General features: G+C 67.2%; 19 protein-coding genes and 1 rRNA gene (1 of these 20 cut by a window edge). 7 read left to right on the top strand and 13 right to left on the bottom strand.

All coding sequences use genetic code 11. The features are described from left to right. Nucleotides 1–26: 26 nt before the first annotated feature. On the bottom strand, nucleotides 27–656 hold the full coding sequence (locus G3W89_RS24935) for a YbhB/YbcL family Raf kinase inhibitor-like protein (protein WP_162576665.1): 630 nt from the start codon (nucleotides 654–656) through the stop codon (nucleotides 27–29). 122 nt (nucleotides 657–778) lie between these two features. Here G3W89_RS24935 and G3W89_RS24930 point away from each other — a divergent pair, with 122 nt between their 5' ends. Genes G3W89_RS24930 through cutA form a run of 3 tightly spaced genes read left to right on the top strand, consistent with a single transcriptional unit; the run spans nucleotide 779 to nucleotide 1,743 of the window. Continuing rightward, nucleotides 779–1,024 (top strand): GlsB/YeaQ/YmgE family stress response membrane protein, encoded by a 246-nt coding sequence (locus tag G3W89_RS24930; protein ID WP_162576664.1) that lies wholly within the window; start codon nucleotides 779–781, stop codon nucleotides 1,022–1,024. Nucleotides 1,025–1,061: 37 nt separating this feature from the next. After that, a complete protein-coding gene (locus tag G3W89_RS24925; protein ID WP_162576663.1) occupies nucleotides 1,062–1,394 on the top strand; it encodes a hypothetical protein in 333 nt (110 codons plus the stop codon). Nucleotides 1,395–1,410: 16 nt separating this feature from the next. Further along, nucleotides 1,411–1,743: a divalent-cation tolerance protein CutA gene (gene cutA, locus G3W89_RS24920; RefSeq protein ID WP_162576662.1), complete on the top strand. Its 333-nt coding sequence runs from the start codon at nucleotides 1,411–1,413 to the stop codon at nucleotides 1,741–1,743. On the opposite strand, the gene G3W89_RS24915 is transcribed toward cutA, so the two are convergent. Next, nucleotides 1,734–2,408: a histidine phosphatase family protein gene (locus G3W89_RS24915; RefSeq protein ID WP_162576661.1), complete on the bottom strand. Its 675-nt coding sequence runs from the start codon at nucleotides 2,406–2,408 to the stop codon at nucleotides 1,734–1,736. The genes cutA and G3W89_RS24915 overlap by 10 nt on opposite strands. Nucleotides 2,409–2,632: 224 nt before the next feature. Here G3W89_RS24915 and G3W89_RS24910 point away from each other — a divergent pair, with 224 nt between their 5' ends. Further along, nucleotides 2,633–6,709 carry an autotransporter outer membrane beta-barrel domain-containing protein gene (locus G3W89_RS24910; RefSeq protein WP_162576660.1) on the top strand — a complete coding sequence of 1,359 codons (4,077 nt, stop codon included), beginning with the start codon at nucleotides 2,633–2,635 and terminating at the stop codon, nucleotides 6,707–6,709. Nucleotides 6,710–6,817: 108 nt separating this feature from the next. Further along, nucleotides 6,818–7,891 (top strand): cupin-like domain-containing protein, encoded by a 1,074-nt coding sequence (locus tag G3W89_RS24905; protein WP_162576659.1) that lies wholly within the window; start codon nucleotides 6,818–6,820, stop codon nucleotides 7,889–7,891. A gap of 18 nt (nucleotides 7,892–7,909) precedes the next feature. On the opposite strand, the gene G3W89_RS24900 is transcribed toward G3W89_RS24905, so the two are convergent. From G3W89_RS24900 to G3W89_RS24860, 9 genes are all read right to left on the bottom strand, one after another. Beyond that, nucleotides 7,910–8,902: a threonine dehydratase gene (locus G3W89_RS24900; RefSeq protein ID WP_162576658.1), complete on the bottom strand. Its 993-nt coding sequence runs from the start codon at nucleotides 8,900–8,902 to the stop codon at nucleotides 7,910–7,912. Nucleotides 8,903–9,001: 99 nt separating this feature from the next. Beyond that, the gene (locus G3W89_RS24895) at nucleotides 9,002–9,688 is read right to left on the bottom strand and encodes a VOC family protein (RefSeq protein WP_162576657.1); all 687 of its coding nucleotides are present in this window, start codon (nucleotides 9,686–9,688) and stop codon (nucleotides 9,002–9,004) included. 8 nt (nucleotides 9,689–9,696) lie between these two features. Next, a complete protein-coding gene (locus G3W89_RS24890; RefSeq protein WP_174258285.1) occupies nucleotides 9,697–10,608 on the bottom strand; it encodes a PhzF family phenazine biosynthesis protein in 912 nt (303 codons plus the stop codon). 5 nt (nucleotides 10,609–10,613) lie between these two features. Continuing rightward, nucleotides 10,614–11,255 carry a glutathione S-transferase family protein gene (locus G3W89_RS24885; protein ID WP_162576655.1) on the bottom strand — a complete coding sequence of 214 codons (642 nt, stop codon included), beginning with the start codon at nucleotides 11,253–11,255 and terminating at the stop codon, nucleotides 10,614–10,616. 2 nt (nucleotides 11,256–11,257) lie between these two features. Then, the gene (locus G3W89_RS24880) at nucleotides 11,258–11,896 is read right to left on the bottom strand and encodes a LysE family translocator (protein WP_162576654.1); all 639 of its coding nucleotides are present in this window, start codon (nucleotides 11,894–11,896) and stop codon (nucleotides 11,258–11,260) included. Next, nucleotides 11,893–12,510, bottom strand: a complete 618-nt coding sequence (locus G3W89_RS24875) for a DJ-1/PfpI family protein (RefSeq protein ID WP_162576653.1) — start codon at nucleotides 12,508–12,510, stop codon at nucleotides 11,893–11,895. The genes G3W89_RS24880 and G3W89_RS24875 overlap by 4 nt, the downstream gene beginning before the upstream one ends. Nucleotides 12,511–12,531: 21 nt before the next feature. Beyond that, on the bottom strand, nucleotides 12,532–13,746 hold the full coding sequence (locus G3W89_RS24870) for an aminotransferase-like domain-containing protein (RefSeq protein ID WP_162576652.1): 1,215 nt from the start codon (nucleotides 13,744–13,746) through the stop codon (nucleotides 12,532–12,534). Then, a complete protein-coding gene (locus G3W89_RS24865) occupies nucleotides 13,743–14,684 on the bottom strand; it encodes a DMT family transporter (protein WP_162576651.1) in 942 nt (313 codons plus the stop codon). The genes G3W89_RS24870 and G3W89_RS24865 overlap by 4 nt, the downstream gene beginning before the upstream one ends. Next, on the bottom strand, nucleotides 14,681–15,280 hold the full coding sequence (locus G3W89_RS24860; protein ID WP_162576650.1) for a LysE family translocator: 600 nt from the start codon (nucleotides 15,278–15,280) through the stop codon (nucleotides 14,681–14,683). Before G3W89_RS24860 ends, G3W89_RS24865 begins: the two co-directional genes overlap by 4 nt. Before the next feature lie 102 nt (nucleotides 15,281–15,382). Between G3W89_RS24860 and G3W89_RS24855 the strand changes: the two genes are divergently transcribed. Then, complete coding sequence (locus tag G3W89_RS24855; protein ID WP_162576649.1) at nucleotides 15,383–16,810, top strand: aminotransferase-like domain-containing protein; 1,428 nt, start codon at nucleotides 15,383–15,385, stop codon at nucleotides 16,808–16,810. 3 nt (nucleotides 16,811–16,813) lie between these two features. Here G3W89_RS24855 and G3W89_RS24850 read toward each other — a convergent pair whose 3' ends face one another. Continuing rightward, a complete protein-coding gene (locus G3W89_RS24850; RefSeq protein ID WP_162576648.1) occupies nucleotides 16,814–18,577 on the bottom strand; it encodes a phospholipase D family protein in 1,764 nt (587 codons plus the stop codon). 77 nt (nucleotides 18,578–18,654) lie between these two features. Continuing rightward, nucleotides 18,655–20,559, bottom strand: coding sequence for an ATP-binding cassette domain-containing protein (locus tag G3W89_RS24845; protein ID WP_162576647.1), 1,905 nt, complete (start codon nucleotides 20,557–20,559; stop codon nucleotides 18,655–18,657). 632 nt (nucleotides 20,560–21,191) lie between these two features. On the opposite strand from G3W89_RS24845, the gene G3W89_RS24840 reads away from it, so the two are divergent. After that, nucleotides 21,192–21,445 (top strand): 16S ribosomal RNA (locus G3W89_RS24840); it runs 1,281 nt beyond the window's last position.

Genomic DNA, 21,445 nt, shown 5'->3' with positions numbered 1-21,445 from the left:
GGAGCGCGGACCCGTGATGAAACGGCTCAGGGGGCAATCGCAGGTCCGGCGGGCGCGGTGTCGTCGATCTTGATCGTCCCGTCAGGCCGCTCGCAGGTGCCGATCAGCAAGCCGCTGGCGATCGCGTGCGTGCGCAGCTGTTCGAGCACCTCCTCCCGGCCGGGCGTGGCCGAGAAGTCGGGGGTACTGGCCAGCGCGAAGAGCTGGAAGGCGTAGCGGTGGACCCCGTGTCCGGGCGGTGGGTCCGGCGGCAGCCAGGCGGCCTGGAGATACGAGTTGCGTCCGAGATGCAGGCCGCTGCCGGCGTTGTCGGCACTGGGGAAGGCAGCCTCGGGCAGGCTGCCGTCTTTCGCGGGCAGGCCGACCGCGATCGCATGGACCAGCGGATGCGGCGTAGGGGAGTCCGCGTCCTCCACCATCAGCACCAGCGATGCCGAGCCGGCCGGCACCCCGGTCCATTGCAACGGCGGCGACAGCCCTTCGCCATCGGCCGTGTAACGCGGCGGCAGCGGCGCATGGTCGGCGAAGGCCAGGCTGGCCAGCTGGATCGCGGCCATGCCCTGGCGCAGGCCAATGGTGTTGAAGGCGATCTCGTCCAGCCCGGCACGCACGCCATGCAAGGCCTGTCCGATGGCATCAGGAAGCTTCTCGAGCATGTCCGCCGGTATAGCGCGCAGCCTGCCGGAGGCGTGTAGGACACGAGAGCGGCACGGTGCTCCGCTATCATGAATCGGGCCCGCCGCCGGCGGCTCCGCCCCTCTCCACAACAAGGAAGCGTATGAGCATCGTCTGGACCATTCTGATCGGCTTCGTCGCGGGCCTGGTGGCGCGCGCCATCAAACCTGGCAACGACTCGGCGGGCTTCATCGTGACCACGTTGATCGGCATCGCCGGCTCGCTGATCGCGACCTATCTGGGCCAGGCCATGGGCTGGTACCAGGCGGGGGAAGGGGCTGGATTCATCGCCTCGGTGGTTGGCGCGATCGTGCTGCTCTTCATCTGGGGCCTTCTGAAGCGCAAGTAAGGAAAGCAGGAAAAGAAAACCCCGCAGCGGGGCGGCAGTGGGCCGTCGATCCAGGGCGCATCACCATGTCTACGTCGTCGAGCTCGACGACCGGGTCTGGAACATTGCCCGCTTCCGGCGCGCCAACCCCGAGTACCGGCTCGGCCAGCCCTTCGTCTATGTGGGCATGACGGGGCTGGATCCCGACGTACGCTTCGACAAGCACAAGGCCGGCATCCAGGCCAACACCTTCGTGCGTGACTATGGCCTCAGGCTGCTGCCGGCGCTCTACGCGGTCTACAACCCGATGCCCTACGAGGCAGCGCGCGAGATGGAAGTCGAACTCGGCATCGCACTGCGAGAGGCCGGTTATGGCGTATGGCAGGCCTGAACCTTCGGAGACGCTCATGGACACCCCCGCCTGCATCGTGATGACCACCGCCAGCACCGAGGACGAGGCCGAGGCGCTGGCCGCCGCCCTCGTCGAAGCGCGGCTTGCCGCCTGCGTACAGGTGCAGCGCGTGCGCAGCTTCTACATCTGGGAGGACACGCTGCACCGCGAGCCCGAGTGGGTGCTGCTGATCAAGACGCTGGCCACCCGCTATCCGTCGCTCGAGGCCTTCATCCGCGAGCGCCACAGCTATGAGACGCCGGAGATCGTGCAGGTGCCGGTTTCGGCCGGCTCGCCCGACTATCTGCGCTGGCTGGCCGCCGGCAGTACGGGCCCCGATCAGGCGTAGGTCACCCAGCCTTCGTAGGCCGGGCCGTCGAGGTGCGGCAGGGTGTTGTACGTCACCAGCATGTGCCGCTTGGGCGTGAAGGCGAACTCGGTGACCGCCGTATTGCGGATGCGCAGGTTGAGTTCGATCGTGGTCTCGGGGCTGGTGCCCAGCACGTGGCCCACCGCGGTGCTGATCGGGCCGCCGCTGGAGACCACCAGCACGCGTGCGCCGTGGTGCTTGTCGCGCACATGGTCGAGCGCGGTGGTCACGCCGGCCAGGAAGTCGATGTAGCTCGGCATGCCCACGGGCGTGGCGCGGCCCTGCATCCATGCGCCCAGGCCTTGGCGCAGCAGCCGGAAGTGATGACGGTACAGCTCGGGCGTGTCTGGCCGCTGCAGCTTCTCGGGGTGGATGGTCGCGATCACGGCTTCGGCGTCGTATTCGTTGAGGCCCGGCCAGGGCAGTACGTCATCGCGCGAAAGGCCCAGCCCCTCGGCAATGCCTTCCCAGGTCTGTCGATGGCGATTCAGCGTGCCGGTGATGACGGCGTCGAACTGCATTCCGCGCTCGCGCCAGTATTCGCCCAGCCGCCGCGATTGCCGGCAACCCAGTTCGCTGAGCTGGTCGTAGTTGTCGGCGCCGAAACTGGCCTGGCCATGACGAACGAGATAGAGCTGTCCCATGCAGGAAATTCTGCCGCGCGCCAACACGAGGAACGGTCACGGCGGTGACCTGTCGCTTTCTCGCACCGCGCAGGCGATTGCGTGAAATAAGCAACGATTCATGTAACAAGATGAGTTCCTAAGTTCTCATTGTGTAAGAATGAAAACTTTCGTAGACGTTGCAGCGTTCCTCTTCCCCGCGCCGCAATGCCAATTCTTCCACCGGAGAGAGGGACAGCACAGAGATGAACAAGACATATCGCAGCGTGTGGAACCACGCGCTCGGGGCATGGGTCGCGGTCTCGGAGCTCGCTGTCGTCCGCGGCAAGCGTTCGGGCGGCGTAGCCACTGCGCTCGTGGCGGCCGGCCTGAGCGTCCTGGCGACATCGGGTGCCGCGCAGCAGGTCGACTACGCCGATGGCGCCGACCTGGTAAACCCGATCGTCACCACGCCCTCCAATGTGACCCTCAACAGCACGGGCACGGGCACGGCGACGCAGAGCGGTGTCATCAGTGGCCCCAACGGCATCATCAAGACCGGTGCCGGCACCATCGTGCTGGGCGCCGGCAACAGCTATCTCGGAACCACCCGGATCAACGGGGGTGCCTTGCAAGCGAGTACGGATGCCAACCTGGGGGGCGGCGGAAGCGGCCTCGTGCTGGATGGCGGCACGCTGCGCCTGGGTGCGGACGGTTTTGCCAGCGCTCGCACCATCGCGCTCGGCGCGGGGGGTGGCACGATCGACGTGGCCGGCATCATCGATGGTGAGCTGACAGGGCAGATCACGGGCGCCGGGGTGCTCACGCTGCGCAATACCGGCACCAACGTGCTGGGCAACTCGGACCGGCGCCTGACCATCGACAACCCCACGAACAACTACGCCAGCGGCACGGTCCTGCAGGGCAACGGGATGGCCGGGCGCCTGAACGTCTGGACGAATACGACCGGTTCCTTCGGCAGCGGCCCGGTCTCCATCCTGGAGAACGCCGAGCTGCGCTTCGAAGGCGCAGGCGCGAGCGCCGGAGCGCTCACCTTCAACGTCACCGCCGCGAACACGGACGTCTCCGGCACCAACAGCGGGCTGCAGTTCCAGTTCGGAGCCAAGGGGGGAACCTCCACCATCAACCTTGGCGGCCCGGGCGCCCTCGCGCTCTTCGGTGCAGGCGGGGCCAATGCGGAAGCGGCCACCATCAACAACACCGGCGGCCGCGTCTACTTCCAGGAGACTGCCACGGCCGGGAGCGCGACCGTCAACAACAACGGCGGCGTGGTCCAGATCGTGAACACCGCGACGATGAGCGGCGCCACGGTGGTCAACAACAACGACACCCTCACCGGCCGCACCGGCCAGTTCTATATCAGCGGAATGACCCCGGGGACCAGCGGGGCCGTCGGGTCGCTGTCGGGGTCGGGCAATGTCGTGCTCGGCGACGCCACACTGGAAGTCGGCGCGCTCGGGAAGAACGACACGATCAGCGGCGTGATCTCGGGCACCGGCCCGGGTCTCGCGGACAAGAACGGCGCGCCTTACATCAATTCCGTCCTGCTCGGCAGCGGCACGGTGGTGAAGGTCGGCGCCGGCACCCTGACCCTGACCGGCAACAACACCTACACCAACGGCACCACGATCAGCGGCGGTGCGCTCCAGTTGGGCAACGGAACAGCGAGCGGCAGCGTGGTGGGCGCGATCACCAACAACGCTTCGCTGATCGTCAATCGTTCGGACAACTACACCCTCGGCAATGCGATTACCGGCACCGGCACGCTGACGCAGGCCGGCGCCGGCACCACCACCGTTACCGGGGCCAACAGCTACAGCGGCGGCACGATCCTGAATGCAGGGGGGCTGAGCATCGGCAGTGCCACGGTGCTGGGCACGGGGCCGATCACCCTGAACGCCGGCACCTTCACCACGAGCAACCCGCTGTCGATGAGCAACGCGGTCGGGCTCGGAGGCAACGTCAGCCTCGCGACCAACGGCACTCTCGCCCTGGCTGGCCCGGTCACGCTGGCGGCCGATGCCACGCTGACGCAGACCAGCACCGCGGGCATCGTCAACTTCAACGGAGGGATCGGCGGCAACCACGGCCTCACCCTCGATGCCACGGCCCCATGGGGTGGGTTCAATTTCACGACGCCGAACAACTACACCGGCACGACCATCGTGCAGGGCAATGCCCAGCTGGCATTGACCGCGGCCGGCAATGTTCCTGGGGACCTGGTGGTCAATCCCGGCGGTGCCGTCGTAGCGCAGGGCAGCGGACACTTCGCCACCACTGCTAACCTGACCGTCAATTCCAACGGCAGCACCGTGCCCGCGCAGGTGTCTGGCCTGGAGCTCGTCAACGCCGTCCAGACCGTCGCCCAGCTGAACGGCAATGGCACCGTGGGCCTGAACGGCTCAGAGCTCACGGTTGGCGCGGGCACGTTCACTGGCGCCATCTCGAATGGCATGGTCGCGCCGGTCAATCCGGGTTCGCTGGTCAAGGCGGGCGCCGGCACGCTGGCCCTGTCGGGCGCCAACACCTACACCGGCAGCACGACCGTGGCCGGCGGCACGCTGCGGGCCGGCGCGGCCAACACCCTGAGCGCCGTCTCGGCGCACAGCGTGGCCGCGGGCGCCACCCTCGACCTGGCGGGCTTCAGCCAGAGCATGGCCTCCCTCAGCAACAGCGGGACCGTCTCGCTGGCTGGCGCCTCGGCGGGCACTACGCTCACGGTCAACGGCCCCTATGTCGGAAACAACGGCACGCTGCGCCTGGGCACGGTGCTCGGCGTGAGTGGGCCGACCGACCGCCTGGTGCTCGATGGCCCCACGGCGGTTGCCAGCGGCAGCACCACCTTGCAGATCACCAATCTCGGCGGTCTGGGCGGCCAGACGGTCGGCAGCGGCATCGAAGTGATCACGGCGCTGAACGGGGCCACCACCACTGCGCAGACCACCAAGAGCGCCTTCGCGCTCGGAGGTGCCGGCCACGTGGACGCGGGGGCTTTCGAGTACCGGCTGTACGCCGCCGATACGGTTGGCGCCGGCGAGAACTGGTACCTGCGTTCCCAGGTGATTCCGCCGCCCCCTCCGCCTCCGCCTCCGCCGCCGCCCCCGCCTCCGCCTCCGCCTCCGCCGCCGCCGCCCGCGCCTCCGGCCCCACCTGCACCTGCACCCGCGCCGGCACCGGCACCCGCGCCTGCACCCGCGCCTGCACCCGCGCCTGCACCCGCACCGGCACCCGCGCCTGCACCCGCGCCTGCACCCGCGCCTGCACCCGCACCGGCACCCGCACCGGCACCCGCACCGGCACCCGCACCGGCACCGGCACCTGTCGCAGTGACGGCCTACCGCGCCGAGGCCTCGATGCTGGCCGCCTTGCCGTCGCAACTGCGCGGCGCGGACATGGGGATGATCGGCAACCTGCGCAGCCGCATGGGCGACGACGACGCCAGCGGCCGGGCGATGGCCAGCCTCACGCCGGTCGCTGGTGCGCTCTCGACCGAGCGCCGCGCCTGGGCCCGTGCGATCTACAGCGACCTGGACATCCGCCAGTCAGGCGTGGTCAGTCCCTCGACGCAGGGCCACGTCAGCGGCGTGCAGGCAGGAACCGACCTCTACGTCTCGCAGCTGGGCGACTGGCACGCCGGCGTCTATGTCGGCACGCTCGACGGCAATGCCGACCTGAGCGGCTTCGCCAGCGGCCTCTACCGCGCCGTGGGCAGCACGGATCTGCGCGCTCGCTATCTGGGCGCCTACGCCAGCTATGCAAACGCCACCGGCTTCTATGTCGACACGGTGCTGCAGTACGGCTCGCAGCGCTACACGATCCGTCCGCTCGGCAGCTTCGCCGCGTCCGGCAAGGGGAACAGCCTCACCGCCTCGGTGGAGGTCGGGCAGGCCTTCGCGCTCGGCGGCAACTGGACCCTCGAGCCACAGGCGCAGCTCAGCTACCGCCGGGCCAAGCTCGACGATCTGCGCATCCCCGGCGCACTGGTGCAACAGGACGATGCCAGCGGCTGGACAGCAGGCGTGGGCGTGCGCGTGAAGGGCGACTTCGCCACCTCGGCGGGCCGGCTGCAGCCTTATGGCCGCATCGGCGTGATCCATGCCAACGACGCGGGCGACACGGCGCGCTTCATCAACGGCGGCTTCTCCACGCCCATCGCGAGTTCGAGCCGCTACACCTCCATCGAGCTTGCGACTGGCGCGACGATGACCCTGAGTAAAACAGTGAGCCTCTACGGCGAGCTCGGCAAGGTCTTCAGCACCGGTGGCGATACTCGGGTGAAGTCCTCCATCCAGGGTGCAGTGGGCGTGCGCGTGCGCTGGTGAAGGACGAGCCGTTAGTATCAATTGCCCGTTCCTGGCAGCCCTAACAACATGTGCCAGCTTGCTCGTGGAGAGCGGCGGATGGCGCGGCAAGAAGAAATGAGGTTTTGAATGAACGAGTCCACGAGTGGCGCCTTCCGCGCTCCGGATGCACTGCCCGCAACCCCGCATCCGTCGTCGCAGCGAGGGCGCGCCCGCGCCGTTGAGGAAGGACATGGAGCGGTCGCGCCAGGCAGCACACCGCATGCCGAGCAGGCCTATCGGGTGTGGGCGGGCGACCCCGCGCGCTTCTCCACGCACGAGATCACCGGCCTGCACCACAACTTTCACGAGCACCCGCTGTTCCAGGTCGCCGAGCTGGCGCGGCTGGCAAAGGAGCTCGTGCCCTTCAAGCAATGCCGCTTCGTCAGGCCGGGCATCTCGCAAGCCTCCAGCTTCACGCACGACAGCCAGCATCCCGATGGCCGCAGCATCGACGAGGTGTTTGGCCGCATCGAGGAAGAGGGCTCGTGGGTCGCCCTCTACAACATCGAGGTCATTCCGCGCTATGCGGAGCTGCTCGCCAGCATCATCGACACGATGCGTCCCCACATCGAGCGCGAGCAGCCCGGCATCTTCAACATCAACGGCTTCGCCTTCATTTCGGCGCCGCCTTCGGTGACGCCGTTCCACATCGACCGCGAGAACAATATCTGGCTGCAGCTGCACGGCCGCAAGACCATGAACGTGTGGAACCCCACGGATCGGGTCGTTGTCGGGGCCGATGCGGTCGAGGATTTCATCGTCGGGCATTCGTTGAGGAAGGTGCGCTTCAAGGAAGAGTTTCGCGCGCGCAGCCACCAGTTCGAGACCCGGCCCGGCGACGCGGTCTACTTCCCGAGCACGTCGCCGCACATGACGAGTTCCGAGCGCAGTTGGACGAAGCCGGGCGACGGGGTGTCGATCTCGATCGGGGTGACCTTCTATACCTCGGTGACGCGCAAGATGGCGCGCGTCCATCAGGTGAACCGGCTGTTGCGCAAGGCGGGGATGTCGCCCGGGTTTCCCGGGGAATCGCCCATCGCAGATTCGCTCAAGGAACCGGTGGGCGCAGTCGTCGGCATGGCTCGCGCGTCACTGTCGCGTGCGATTGCACCTCTGCGCCGGATCAAGCTCGCCGCCAAGGCGCCGCCAGGCTCCTTCTAGCGGGTCGGACCCGCGCGCTCAGGCTTGCTGCTGCACCTGCGCGGATGACAGCACTTCGGCGAACACCGCCGCATCGACATTGCCTCCTGTCAGCGCGATGCCGACGCGCTTGCCGCGCCAGCGCGAGGCTTGCTGCAGCAGGGCCGCCAGCGCGGCCGCACCGGCGCCCTCTGCCACGTTGTGCGTATCGGTGAAGAGCACGCGCATCGCCTCGGCCACCTCCGCGTCGTTCACCGCGACCACGTCGTCGGCCTCGCGCCACAGCACCTCCAGCGCCTCGGGCACCGGCGTGCGGCACGCCATGCCGTCGGCGAGGCGCGTGCTGACCGGCGATTCGAGCGCGCGGCCCGCGCGGAAGGAGTCGAGGTACGAGGTTGCATGCGCCGACACCACGCCGATGAGCCGCGTCGACACACCGCAGTGTGCGCGCGCCGCCGCTGCCGCAGCGAAGCCCGAGCCCAACCCGATCGGCACGAACAACACCTCGGGCGGGCCGCCCTGCATGGCCGCGAGCGCTTCGAAGAACTCGATGTAGGCGGTGGCCACGCCGCGTACCAGGTCAGGGTGGAAAGAGGGCACCCGGTGCAGGCCTCGAGCTCCGGCCAGATGCGCCGCATGCTCGTTGGCGGCCTGGAACTCGTCGCCATGCTCGACAAGCGTGACGCCCAGCGCGCGCATCGCGGCGTTCTTCTCCGCCGAGTTGCCGTGCGGCACCACGACGGTCGCCGCGAGGCCGTGACGCCGCGCCGCGAACCCCACCGACTGGCCATGGTTGCCGCGCGTGGCGCTGATCACATGGCGCACGGCGGGCTGCTCGCGCGCCAGCGTCTCGAAATAGGTGAGCCCGCCGCGCAGCTTGAAGGCGCCGGCCGGCGTGTGGTTCTCGTGCTTGGTCCACACCGTGCAGCCCAGTCGCTGGGCCAGCAGCGGCCAGGCGTACTGCGGTGTCGGCGGCATCGCCGCGTAGACAGTGTGGCGCGCGGCCTCGATCTCCTCGCGTGTGAAGCGCATGTCAGCGGTGCTCCGCGCCCAACGGCAGGCTCTGCAGCAGCACGGCCTCGGGCTCAGGGTGCAGGAGGGCGAGTTCGCAAGGATGGAGAGGCCGGTTCATCAGGTCCCCTTGGAATCGAGCATGACGGTGCCGCGCGGCGTGTCGAACTCCGCGCGCAGATGAGGAGCGCCTGAGCTCACCGGAACGCCGGCGAGGCCGATGGCGTGGAGTGCCCGCTCCAGGTCGCCGGCACGGGGATGCGACAGTGCCAGCGACCGCAGCCGGACGCCCGAATGGGCCATGCCGTCGCTGGGATGCGCCGCCCCCCAGGCGATCAGCGTAGGCAATGCGCCGTAGAAGAGCCGCTGGCCATCGTCGCGCACCGTGATGCGCCAGTCGAGGCGGCCGGCCGGCGTGTCGCGCGAGGCTTCGAGCAGCCGGCCACGGTCGATGCGGTGGCGCGCGAGCGCGTGCAGGGTGGCGTCGGCGTCAGGCACCTCGGCGACGAAGTGCACCAGACGCGGACCTTCGCGCGCGAGCGCGAGCTGCAGCGCCGGATCGTCCAGGTCGAACCAGCGGTGGAACGCTGCGGGCCGGGCTGGCTTCTGCGCGGGATCGATCGCGATGATCTCGAGGTAGGCGCGGGGGAAGTCGGGCGTTGCGATCTTCAGCAGGCGGTTGTGCGTGCCCATCAAGGGATGCGTGCCGCCCGCGCCCGGCGCCACGCCGAAGGTGGCTTCGCACCAGCGCACGCCTTCGTCGAGGCTGCGGGCCGCGATCACGAGGTGGTCGATGCGCGCCGGCATGCGAATTCCTAGAGCGTGAGCTTGCCGTCGATGCACGTGACCGAATCGCCGCCGACCCAGACCTGGCCCTCGGCATCGCGCACCACGTGGACGCGCCCCGAGCGGCCCAGGCACTGGCCTTGTGCCGCGAGGTAGCGCTCGGGCAGGTGGCCCTCGGCGATGAGCCATTGCGCCAGGCTGGCATTGAAGCTGCCGGTCACCGGGTCTTCCTCGATGCCCATCGGCGCCGCGAAGGCGCGCACCTCGAGGCCGATGTCCTCTGCCTGCGGTTGCGCGAAGGCGCGTGCCTCGCGGTTGGAGCGTGCGATCAGCAGGGTGGGCGGTTCCACGTCCCGTGCAGGAATGCCGGCCACGCCCACCTTGTGGCCGAGTTCCTTGAGCGCGCGATGGTCGGGCTTCAGCGCGAGCACCGTGTCCGCATCGGCGAGCAGCAGGCCCAGCCATACGGGGCCGTTGTCCAGCAGTTGCGCGGCCACGATCTGCTGCGCACGCAGCCCGAGTGCGCCCGCCACCTTGGCCAGCAGCGAGGGGCTGGGCGCGCTGAGCCGCGAGGCCGGCGCCGCGAAGACCAGGCGCTCGCCCTCGTGCCGGATGGACACGAGGCCATTGGCGCACTGCTGCACGATGCGCGCGCCGGCCTTGGGCCGGCCGCCGGCCTCCAGCCAGGCGTGGCAACTGCCCAAGGTCGGATGGCCGGCAAAGGGCAATTCGCCGCCTGGGGTGAAGATGCGCACGCGGTAGTCGGCCGAGGGCTCGGTGGGCGGCAGCAGGAAGGTGGTTTCGGACAGGTTCGTCCAGCGGGCGAAGCTCTGCATTTCCACATCGTCCAGGCCGGTGCCGTCGAGCACCACGGCGAGCGGGTTGCCGGCGTAGGGCTTCGCGGTGAAGACGTCGACTTGCTTGAAAGGGCGAGTTTTCATGGCTTTCATTCCAGGGCAAGGTCGAGCACGCCGCGCGCGCCGGCGCGGGTGCGCAGGTCGGCGAACCAGCGCTCCACATGCGGCCAGCTGGGCCGCGTGTATTCGGTCTGCGGCAGGCCGAACCAGCGATGCGCTTCGCAGCCGACCGGGATGTCGGCCATGGTGAAGTGTTCGCCGAGCATGAAGGGGCGGGTGGCGAGATGCGCGTCGAGCAGCGCGAACAGCGGCTCGGTGGCGCGCACCGACTCGGCGATCACAGCCGGGTCGCGCTGGTCTGCGGGCGTGCGGATCCATTGCCTGAAGGCGCCGCCGCTCGCCCGGTTGAGCGTGGTCTGCTGCCAATCCATCCAGCGCTCGGCATCGAAGCGCGCCGCCAGTGGCTCGGGGTAGAGCTTGCCGGGCGAATGCTTGGCACAAAGATAGCGCACGATCACGTTCGATTCCCAGAGCGTGACGCGCGCCTCGCCTTCGCCATCGTCAATGGCCGGCACCAGCGCATTCGGGTTGAGCGCGAGGTATTCCGGCGTCTGCACGATGCCGAACCTGCCGCCAGCCTCGGTGCGCTGGAAGTCCAGGCCGAGTTCCTGCGCGCACCACACCACCTTGCGCACATTGATGGAGCTGATGCGCCCCCAGATGTTGAGCATGTTCAGAATCCCTTCGAAGGGCGGTCGAGGAGCATAAGACGAAGCGCGAGGCCGATCATCACCGTGGCCAGCAGGCCGCGCTGGAAGCCGGCGGCGCCGCGGCGCTGCCGCAGCCAGCGGCCGATCATCCCGCTGCAGGCGCCCAGCGCGGTATTGAACCCGAGGCCGGCCAGGCTGAGCGTGACGCCGAGCACGGTCAGCTGCGCCGTCACGTCGCCGCGCGCCGGATCGACGAACTGCGGCAGGAACACCATGAAGAAGAGCAGCGCCTTGGGATTCACCAGGTTGTTGATCCAGGCGCGGCGCAGCACCTGCGCGAAGCCGACGCGCTCGGCGTGCGCCGCCACGGAGGCGCCGTCCGATCGAAGCGCCTGCCAGGCGAGCCACAACAGGTACAGTGCGCCCGCGTACCGCAGCAGGTCGAATGAGGGCGGCCAGGCCGCGACCAGCGCGGTGATCCCGGTTGCGGCGCAAAGGGTATGGACAAGGTCCGCCGCGGCAATGCCCAGGCCTGCCGCGAACCCGGCCCGCGGTCCCAGCGCGATACCGTGCGAGAGCACGAAGGCCATGTTGGGACCCGGCGAGAGAAACAGCGTGAGCACCGCCAGGAGGAACAGCAAAAGCGTGCCGAGCTCGATCATGCCGCGGCCTTCGCGCTTTCAAGATAAGGCGTGAGGTTGCGCAGGGCCTGCGCGACGTACGTTTCCTTTTCCCCGACGGGTGCAACGTAGTGGAGTGCCGCGGCTGCGGCGTCCAGTCCCTCGGTGCGCGCGATGATCCAGGCCGCGAGGTAGGGCGAGGCCAGGCAACCGCCTGCCGTTGCCACGTTGCCGGCGGCGTAGAAGGGCTGGTCGAGCACCCGGACGCCCGCCTCTTGCACCCAGGGCTTCGTCGTGAGATCGGTGCAGGCCGGCACGTCACCCAGGATGCCCATCTTGGCGAGCAGCAGCGTGCCGGAGCACTGCGCGCCGATCAGCTGCCGTGCAGGGTCCAACTGCAGCGCGGAGAGGATCGCCGGGTCCGCAGCAATCTCGCGCGTGCGGATGCCACTGCCGACAAGCACGGCCTCGGCTGCGCAAGCGTCGGCCAGGGAGGCAGTGGCGTGCAGCGTGACGCCGTTCATCGACTGCACTGTCTCGCTCGGCGCCGCCAGGCTAACGCGCCAGCCGGGCTTCTTGATTCGGTTCAGGACGCCGAGCGCGATCAGCGAATCGAGCTCGTTGAAGCCGTCGAAGGTGAGGATCGCGATGTGCATCGGCTTGCCCTTGTCGATGGGTTATGCGGCGCTTGCGGCCATCTGACGCTGGACTTCAGCCGCGGCTTGATACGCCAGCTGTTCGCGCACGGCGCCGGCCAGTGCGGTGATTGCCGTGTCGATTTCCTCGACGCTGGCGGTCACGAAGGACAAACGCAGCGTGCGCACGTCTCCGGCGCCGGCGTAGAAGGGCATACCGGGGACGAAGGCAACGCCGCGCTCCACTGCCTTGGGCAGCAGCGCCACGGCATTCATGCCCTCGGGCAGGCGCAGCCAGAGAAACATGCCGCCCGCCGGCTTGTTGAAGCTCACGCCCAGGCCCTGCATCTCCCTCTCGAGTGCGGCGAGCATCGCGTCGCGCTGGCGCTTGTAGAGCGCTCGGATGGTCGGCACGTGGCGCTCGAGGAAGCCTTCCTTCATCACCTCCGCGACCACGCGCTGGTTGAAGGTGGGGCTGTGCAGATCGGCCGCCTGCTTGGCCTGCAGCAACTTGGGAAAGATCGCTTTCGGTGCGACCAGGAAACCCAGCCGCAGGCCCGGCGCCAGTACCTTCGAAAAGGAGCCGAGATAGATGCAGCCTTCGGGATTGCGTGCCGTGAGCGGAAGAGGTGGCGCCTCGTCGAACCAGAGGTCGCCGTACGGGTTGTCCTCGACGATCGGCAAGCCTGCCTCGGCGGCAACTGCGGACACCGCTGCGCGGCGTGCCTCGGTCATGGTGCGGCCGGTCGGGTTCTGGAAATTCGGCAGCAGGTAGACGAAGCGGGCGTCCTTGGCCTTGGCCTGAAGGTCGTCCACCCGCACACCCTCGTCGTCACTGGCGACGCTGACGGCCTCGGGTTCCATCGGCGAGAAGGCTTGCAGCGCGCCGAGGTAGGTGGGCGTCTCCACCAGCACGCGGCTGCCGGGGTCGAGCAGGATCTTGGCGATCAGGTCCAGGCCCTGCTGCGAGCCGGTGGTGATCAGCACCTGGGCCGGATCGACCGGCCACGGCAGCATTGCAGCGACCGCTTCGCGCAACGGCCCGTAGCCCTCGCTGGCCGCGTATTGCAGTGCGGCCTGGCCGTCCTTGTGCAGCACCTCGGCGCAGGCTTCGGCGAAGGCGCTGACCGGGAAGGTCTTGGGCGAGGGCAGGCCGCCCGCCAGGCTGATGATGCCGGGACGCTCGGTGACCTTGAGGATCTCGCGGATCACCGAGGGGTTCATCTTTTCTGCGCGGGCGGCGAGTTTCCAGTTCATGTCGTTTCCTTCGGATGTGCCAGTTGTTGTGATGATGCGGCGGCGGGGCGCGCCTGAGAGAGCTTCTTGCCGGCCACCACGGTGGCCACCACCCCCACCGCGAAGCCGAGCGTGACGAGATCGATCGGTTCGCCGAGCAGCGGCACCGCGACGAGGATCGAGAGAAATGGTTGCAGCAACTGGGCCTGGCTCACGCGCAGCGCGCCGCCCATGGCCAAGCCCCGGTACCAGGCAAAGAAGCCCACCCACATCGAGAAAACGCCGACGTAGACGAAGCCCAGCCAGGACGAGGTCGCAATCGGTTGCTGCGGCCACAGCCACAGCGCGCCGGGCATCGTGACGGGCAGCGCCATCACGCAGACCCAGCAGATCACGCGCTCGGCCCCAAGTGCCGGCGTGATCTGCGCGCCGTAGATGTAGCCGAGCGAGGCTGCGAAGACGGCGCCCACCAGCAGCAGGTCGCCCCAGGCGAAGCCGAACTGCTGCTCGCCTGCACGAAGCATGGAGAACACGATGACGAGCCCGCTACCCGCCAGCGCGCAGAGCCAGAACCCGAGCCGGGCGCGCTGGTGCAGCACCCAGGCTGCGCAAGCCGCCGTCACCAGCGGCAGCAAGGCCGTCACCACTGCGGCATGACTGGCGCTGACGATCCGCAACGCATAGGCGAGCAGCAGCGGGAACCCGATCGCGTTGCCCAGCATGGCCATGCCGAGCGGTTTCCATTGGTGGCGTTGCGGCAGCGGCGAGCGGGTGGCGAGCAGGAAGATCACCGACAGCAAACCCGCCAGCGCCGCCCGGCCCAATGTCAGAAACCATGGCGAGAGCTGCGGGGCGTCTTGCGTGCCGGTGGCCAGCCGGGTCATCGGCAATGTGACCGCGAAGAAGGCCACCCCGAGCACGCCGAGCCACATGCCCAGGGTTTCGTCCTTGATCTTCATACGCTGGCCATCCACCAGGCGGTGAGCACCAGCACGGCGGCCATGGCACGGTTGAACCAAAGCAGGCGTTGCCCGTGCGCCAGCCAGGTGCGCAGCAGCGAGCCGGCGAGCGCATAGGCGAAGTTGCTGGTGAAGGCATAGACCAGCATCACCGGCGCCACGATGGCGAAGCGCCGCAACGCGTCGGGTTGGCCAGCGATCCAGGTGGCGACCAGCGTCAGCGCCAGCAGCCAAGCCTTGATGTTGACGAACTGCAGCATCACGCCCTGCCAGAAGCCGACCCGCAGCTGCTTGCCATCGGCCTGACCCATCGTGGCGCTGCCACTGAGCTTCCAGGCCAGCCACAGCAGGTAGGCGATGCCGAACGCCTTGATGGCCCAGCGCAATGACGGCGCAGCCACCACCAGCGCGCCGATGCCGGCGGCGCACAGGCCCAGCAGCAGTGTCCAGCCCACTGGCACGGCGAGCACGAAGCGCATGGCGCGCGGCAGGCCGCCGTTGGCGGCCAGTGCGGTGGAGAGCGTGGTGTTGGGGCCGGGCGAGAAGCTCATCGCCGTGGCCAGCACCAGCAGGCCGGTGAATTCTTGCCAGTTCATGGCACACACTCTAAACTGACGACCATTACAGTACCGATACAGATTGTCGAACATGACTCGAGCCTGTATCGGTTCAATCATCGACACAGAGCAGGCGCGCGCATGCTGACACGAACTTCAACCCAGTCGCTGACCGAGCAGTTGGCCAGCCGCTTCGCCGAGCGCATCCGGACCCGCCTGCTCGCGCCGGGGGCGCGGCTGCCTTCGGTGCGCGAGTGCGCACGGCAGCAGGGCGTGAGTCCGCACACGGTGGTGGCCGCCTACGACCAGCTGCTCGCGCAGGGCTTGGTTGAAGCGCGGCGCCAGCGCGGCTTTTATGTGCGCGATTCGATTGCCGCGCAAGCGGGTGCGGCGTTATCGACCCTCGCCCCCTTGGCGCAGCCGGCCGTGTCGCGGCCGGTGCCCGCAGACGCGAGCACGCTCATCCGCGGCATGTTCCACCGCCCCAGCGACAAGCCGCAGCCAGGGATGGGCGTATTCCCCTCTGAATGGCTGGCCTCGCCCTTCACTGCCGCTGCCGTCCGGCGCGTGACCAGCACGCGGGCGCTGCAGGACTTCTCGTTGCAATACGGCGAGCCCGCAGGCGATAGCGGTCTGCGGCGCAGCCTCGCGACCAAGCTCGCCAGCATCAACGTGCCCGCGGGCGCAGAGCAGATCGTGACCACCGTCGGGGCCACGCATGCGCTCGACATCGTGAGCCGCACGCTGCTGCGGCCCGGCGATCCGGTGATGGTCGAGGAGCCAGGATGGGCGCTGGAGTTCGCGCGGCTCGAGGCGCTCGGCATGCGCATCCTGCCTGTGCCGCGCAAGGCGGACGGGCCCGACCTGGAGGTGATGGAGCGCTACTGCAATGCCGGCGACGGCCACAAGCCGAAGCTTTTCGTCAGCGTGAGCGTGCTGCACAACCCGACTGGCTACAGCCTCTCGCCGGGCAGCGCGCATCGGGTGCTTCAACTGGCCAACCAGCATGGCTTCCACATTGTCGAGGACGACACCTACAGCCACCTGGCCCCGGAGCACGCCACACGGCTGTGCGCACTCGACGGCTTGCAGCGCACCGTTTACGTGAGCGGTTTCGCGAAGATCCTCGCGCCCAATTGGCGCATCGGTTTCCTGGCGGCGTCCCCACAGCTGGTCGGACGCATGCTCGAGACCAAGCTGTTGACGACGCTGACCACGCCTTCGCTGTTCGAGCGCGCGCTCGCCTGGTGCATCGACCAGGGCCAATTGCGCCGCCATGCCGAGCGCGTGCGCCTGCGCCTGGACGGCGCACGCGGGCGCGCGGTGAAGCTGGCAATCGCGGGAGGTTGTACGCTGGCGGCGGAGCCGGCGGGGCTGTTCGGCTGGGTCGACACCGGGGTCGACACCGATGAACTGACCCAGCACATGCTCGACGAGGGATACCTGCTGGCGCCGGGGTCGCTGTTCCACGCGCGGCGGCCGCCCAGCACGCTGATGCGCATCAACTTTGCAACCGCGCAGGACGCCACCTTCTGGAAGGTGTTCGCCCGCGTCCGCGCACAGCTTTGAGTCTCAGAGCAGCCGGTCCGGCGCGAGGGGGCCGAACAGCCTCAGGAGTAGGCGCAGTCCGACACTCGCATCCGGGTCTGTCGTGCTGTCCTTGAGGCCGCTGTCTTGGGGTGCGCGCCAGACCAGGCCGCCGTTGCTCCGCTCGACGTGCCAGGCCGCTTTGGCCATGGCGGTCTCGATCTGTCCTGCGGCGATGCGGGAGAGTTCGTCGCTGCGGATGAGCAGAGCGATCTCGGTGTTCTGCAACTGCGAACGCAGATCGAGGTTCATCGATCCGACCACCAGCAGTCGGCCGTCCATCACCAGCACCTTGGAATGCAGCATCGAGCGCGATTCGCCCAGCGTGCTTCCTCCGGCGGAGCCGAACGCGCTGCCCAGTCCCGCCTGTTCGCTGCGCAGCTCGTACAGGCCGATGCCCATCGCCAGCATTTCTTCGCGATGGCGGGCATAGCCAACGTGTGCCAGCGGCGCGTCATTGGATGCGAGTGAATTCGTCAGCACGCGGATCTTGACGCCTCGCGCGAGCGCCGAGGCGAAGGCGTGTTTCATGTCCGGGCCAGGCACGAAGTACGGCGAGATGATGAGGAGGTCGCTTTGGGCTCGGCCGATCATCTGCAGAAGTCCTTCGACGACGGTGTCGCCGTTGGAGGCCGCCGCCGCCGCTCCGCCAAGCGAGCCGCCCGACGCCGCGGCCGTCCTGCCCTGACCTTGCTGAGCCACCACGAGGCCGGGCGCCTTGCCTGTGCCTGCGCCGCCGCCAGGCGAGTCGGCGGGGATCTTGGCCGGCTTGTCCACCATGACCGCGGCCGGCGCCCAGACGAAACTGGCGGTGCTCAGATCCATCGCCTTTTCATCCCAGGCGCGGTTCTGTTGCTCGGCCGTTGGCTCGGCCTTACGCGGTTGCGGCTCGCCGTCAGGCGGCCTGGGCGCACCGGTGTTCGCGTCCTTCTCGTGTTCGCTGCGCCCTTCATTGCGCGATTCGTTGCGTAGCTCCTCGAGCTCCTCGCGCTTTACCAGCGATTGAACGGGATAGGCACGCTCGTTGTTCCAGTAGGCATCGAAGCTGCGGGACAGGTCCTGCACGATGGGTCCGGCCGCCAACACATCCATGTCCACGAAGTTGCCGGCTTGAGCATTCCCGAAGTAGGCGTCGCCCAGATTGCGCCCGCCTGTCACCCCGAGCACGTTGTCGGCGATAAAGAGCTTGTTGTGCATGCGCTGCTGGATGCGCGAGGCGTCCTCGATGGCGTTGAACATCCGGGCGAGGCTCGAACCGCGGGAACCGGGCACCGGATTGAACATCCGCATCTCGATGTTGGGCACGAAAGCCAGGCGCATCACCGATGCGTTGCGGCCGGTGCTGTGAAAATCGTCCAGCAGGATGCGCACACGCACGCCGCGGGCCGCCGCATCACGCACGGCGGTGAGCAGGCGTTCGGTGCTGGCGTCGGCATGGATGGCGTAGTACTGAAGGTCGAGCGTCTTCCTCGCACCCTCGGCCAAGGCGAGGCGGCTGCCATAGGCGGCCGGCGGTCCGTCGAGCAGCATGAAGCCAGATTCGTTGCGCGTCGATGCAGCTTGGCGGCGCTGCTGCACCAACTGCGCGAGGGGCGTTCCCGCAGGCGATGCGAGCGCTCTCGATACCGGCCTTTGAACATTCTGGGGCAGCTCGGCGCAGGCCGAGAGCAAGAGGAAGGTCGAGCACAGCGCTGCGGCGCAACTGCGCCATGCGCGCGCGCCGGGGTGAAAGGCCTTGAATGAGATCATGCAGCTCGATCGGAGTTTCAGCTGCTTCTATATAGCTCAGCCGGCGTCAGCCGAACGTCGGACGAAGGCGCCGCCGCTCAGCCTTGGCGCGCCGAATCCAGCACCTCCCAGCGCTCCATTGCGGCCAGCAATTCCTCGTCGATCTGGGCGTGACGCTGCGCGAGCTCGGCGGCGCGCGATGCCTCGCTGGCGTAGATTGCACCACCCTCCAACTCGAGTATTTCGGTGATGCGCTTCTGTTCTTCTTCAAGTTCCGCGATCCGGGCGGGCAGGGTCTCGAATTCGCGCTGCTCCTTGTAGCTGAGCTTTCTGCGCGTGCCCACGCGCGCAGCCGCTGCCGGCGCGGCGGAGGGTGCAGCGGGGCTCAGAGCGGACGCGGGGGAAGCCTGGGCCCTTTCGGCAGCGATCTCGCGAGCGCGCTTCGATTGGATCAACCAGTCTTCCACGCTGCCTTCGTATTCACGCCAGAGGCCATCGCCTTCGAAGGCGATGGTGCTCGTCACCACATTGTCGAGAAAGGTTCGGTCATGGCTCACGAGGAACACGGTGCCGTCGTAGTTCTGCAGCAGGTCTTCAAGCAGTTCGAGCGTGTCGATGTCGAGGTCGTTGGTGGGTTCGTCGAGCACCAGCACATTGGCCGGGCGCGCAAACAGGCGGGCGAGCAATAGCCGATTGCGCTCGCCTCCGCTCAGCGAGCGCACCGGCGATTGCGCGCGCGCTGGCGAGAACAGGAAATCCGCGAGATAGCTCTTGACATGCTTGCGCTGGTTGCCGATCTCGATCCACTCGCTGCCCGGACTAATGAAATCCTCCAGCGTGGCATCGAGCTGCAGCGCTGCGCGCATCTGATCGAAGTAGGCGACCTGCAGATTCGTGCCGCGCCGAATCTTGCCGCTGTCGGGCTCGAGCTCGCCAAGAATGAGCTTCAGCAATGTGGTCTTGCCGGCGCCGTTCGGCCCCACCAGGCCGACCTTGTCGCCGCGCAGGATGGTCCCGCTGAAGTTCCGGATAACCGTCTTGTCGCCGAAGGCCTTGGTTGCGCCCGTCAATTCCGCAACGATCTTTCCACTGGTCTGGCCGGATGCCACATCCATGCTGACGCTGCCAAGTGCCTCGCGCCGGGCGGTACGTCGAGCTCGCAGCGCCTCGAGTCGGCTGATGCGACTTTGACTGCGGGTGCGGCGGGCCTCGACGCCCTTGCGGATCCAGATCTCTTCCTGCGCCAGCAGCTTGTCGGCCTTGGCGATAAGGACAGCTTCCTGGGCAATTTGCGCTTCCTTCTGCGCCAGGTATTGTTCGAAATTGCCGGGGTACGAACTGAGCTTGCCGCGGTCTAGCTCCACGATGCGGGTTGCCACCCGATTGAGGAAGCTGCGGTCATGCGTGATGGTGACCACACTGCCTTTGAAATCGATCAGCAGCTGTTCGAGCCATTCGATCGAATCCAGATCGAGGTGATTGGTCGGCTCGTCTAGGAGCAGCACGTTGGGCGCGGCGACCAGCGCCTGCGCAAGGGCCACGCGTTTGCGGGTTCCGCCGGACAATTCGCCGACCCGTGCGGCGCCATCGAGGTGCAGTCGGTGCAAGGTCTCTTCGACGCGCTGTTCCCAGTTCCACGCGTCGAAAGCTTCGATCTGCGATTGCAACGCGTTGAGATCAAGACCCGTGGCCGCGGAAAGATATTGCTCGCGAAGCGCGACAGCTTTCGCCAGCCCGGCGCTCGCGGCTGTGAACACGCTGGCGTTCAGGTCGAGCTGCGGATCTTGCGCCACATACGCAATGCGCAGACCTTGCTGCGCTTGGAGAGTCCCGTCGTCAGGTTTCTCGAGACCGCCCAGGATTTTCAGGAGCGAAGACTTGCCGGCACCATTGCGGCCGATGAGTCCGATACGCTCGAACTCGAGCAACGATAGGTCCGCGTGATCGAGCAGCGGGACGTGCCCGAACGCTAGTTGCGCGTTGAGGAGTGAGATGAGTGCCATGTGGTGCGGATTATCGGAGGGGCTTAGCCGACGGAGGGCCAGGCCTGACGAAGAGCCGCGGGCGCGGGGGCTGTCTCGGGTCGTGGCGGGCCTTAAGGTCTAAGGTCGTTTTTGCATGGCCCAAAACTCCGCATATAATCGCAGGCTCTGCTGAAATCGGCGTATGCCCCGGGCTTCAAGCGAAGCTCGAGGAAAGCCTAAGAAGAGCAGGCTTCGATGGTGATAGTCGTTCAATCCGTGTCATAATCGAAGGCTCCGCTGAAGGCGCTGGTTGTTGAAGTCGAATGGCTTTGGTGGCTGCTGAAGGTGGAGGGGGCCTTGGTTGAGCTGTGCTGATCGATAGGTTGGCGAGGTTGAAGAGGCTTCAAAAAAGTTTGGTGGTTCTTTCAAAACCGTGTAATAATCTAAGGCTTCGCTGATCGCAGCGAGGTTGGCAAGAAGGGCGAAGAAAGTTGCCTGACTTGTGGGATCGTTAAAAATATACAGCCGATAAGCGTGGGCGTTTGAGGCGAATGGCCAAGTTCTTCGGAACGAAGCCTTTCAGGCTTTAAATGCTCATGAGAATAGAAGTGAAGTTCACTTCAATTCCGTTTTTATGAGTTTGTCTCGCGAGAGACGTTAAATTCAAGATCGAACTATAGAGTTTGATCCTGGCTCAGATTGAACGCTGGCGGCATGCCTTACACATGCAAGTCGAACGGCAGCACGGGAGCAATCCTGGTGGCGAGTGGCGAACGGGTGAGTAATACATCGGAACGTGCCCAATCGTGGGGGATAACGCAGCGAAAGCTGTGCTAATACCGCATGAGATCTACGGATGAAAGCAGGGGACCGCAAGGCCTTGCGCGAATGGAGCGGCCGATGGCAGATTAGGTAGTTGGTGAGG

The organism is Variovorax sp. PBL-H6, from assembly GCF_901827155.1.
In the GTDB taxonomy this organism is placed as follows: Bacteria; Pseudomonadota; Gammaproteobacteria; order Burkholderiales; family Burkholderiaceae_C; genus Variovorax.
Note: the sequence above shows the minus strand (reverse complement) of the source record. Positions and strands in the feature narration are given on the sequence as shown.

What these genes read in the sequence shown, in the direction of transcription:
- G3W89_RS24875 (WP_162576653.1), bottom strand. Translation starts at nt 12,510, where the DNA reads ATGCACATCGCGATCCTCACCTTCGACGGCTTCAACGAGCTCGATTCG.
- G3W89_RS24860 (WP_162576650.1), bottom strand. Translation starts at nt 15,280, where the DNA reads ATGAACTGGCAAGAATTCACCGGCCTGCTGGTGCTGGCCACGGCGATG.
- G3W89_RS24905 (WP_162576659.1), top strand. Translation starts at nt 6,818, where the DNA reads ATGAACGAGTCCACGAGTGGCGCCTTCCGCGCTCCGGATGCACTGCCC.
- G3W89_RS24845 (WP_162576647.1), bottom strand. Translation starts at nt 20,559, where the DNA reads ATGGCACTCATCTCACTCCTCAACGCGCAACTAGCGTTCGGGCACGTC.
- G3W89_RS24935 (WP_162576665.1), bottom strand. Translation starts at nt 656, where the DNA reads ATGCTCGAGAAGCTTCCTGATGCCATCGGACAGGCCTTGCATGGCGTG.
- G3W89_RS24855 (WP_162576649.1), top strand. Translation starts at nt 15,383, where the DNA reads ATGCTGACACGAACTTCAACCCAGTCGCTGACCGAGCAGTTGGCCAGC.
- G3W89_RS24870 (WP_162576652.1), bottom strand. Translation starts at nt 13,746, where the DNA reads ATGAACTGGAAACTCGCCGCCCGCGCAGAAAAGATGAACCCCTCGGTG.
- G3W89_RS24865 (WP_162576651.1), bottom strand. Translation starts at nt 14,684, where the DNA reads ATGAAGATCAAGGACGAAACCCTGGGCATGTGGCTCGGCGTGCTCGGG.
- G3W89_RS24850 (WP_162576648.1), bottom strand. Translation starts at nt 18,577, where the DNA reads ATGATCTCATTCAAGGCCTTTCACCCCGGCGCGCGCGCATGGCGCAGT.
- G3W89_RS24880 (WP_162576654.1), bottom strand. Translation starts at nt 11,896, where the DNA reads ATGATCGAGCTCGGCACGCTTTTGCTGTTCCTCCTGGCGGTGCTCACG.
- G3W89_RS24890 (WP_174258285.1), bottom strand. Translation starts at nt 10,608, where the DNA reads ATGAAAACTCGCCCTTTCAAGCAAGTCGACGTCTTCACCGCGAAGCCC.
- G3W89_RS24900 (WP_162576658.1), bottom strand. Translation starts at nt 8,902, where the DNA reads ATGCGCTTCACACGCGAGGAGATCGAGGCCGCGCGCCACACTGTCTAC.
- G3W89_RS24930 (WP_162576664.1), top strand. Translation starts at nt 779, where the DNA reads ATGAGCATCGTCTGGACCATTCTGATCGGCTTCGTCGCGGGCCTGGTG.
- cutA (WP_162576662.1), top strand. Translation starts at nt 1,411, where the DNA reads ATGGACACCCCCGCCTGCATCGTGATGACCACCGCCAGCACCGAGGAC.
- G3W89_RS24885 (WP_162576655.1), bottom strand. Translation starts at nt 11,255, where the DNA reads ATGCTCAACATCTGGGGGCGCATCAGCTCCATCAATGTGCGCAAGGTG.
- G3W89_RS24910 (WP_162576660.1), top strand. Translation starts at nt 2,633, where the DNA reads ATGAACAAGACATATCGCAGCGTGTGGAACCACGCGCTCGGGGCATGG.
- G3W89_RS24895 (WP_162576657.1), bottom strand. Translation starts at nt 9,688, where the DNA reads ATGCCGGCGCGCATCGACCACCTCGTGATCGCGGCCCGCAGCCTCGAC.
- G3W89_RS24915 (WP_162576661.1), bottom strand. Translation starts at nt 2,408, where the DNA reads ATGGGACAGCTCTATCTCGTTCGTCATGGCCAGGCCAGTTTCGGCGCC.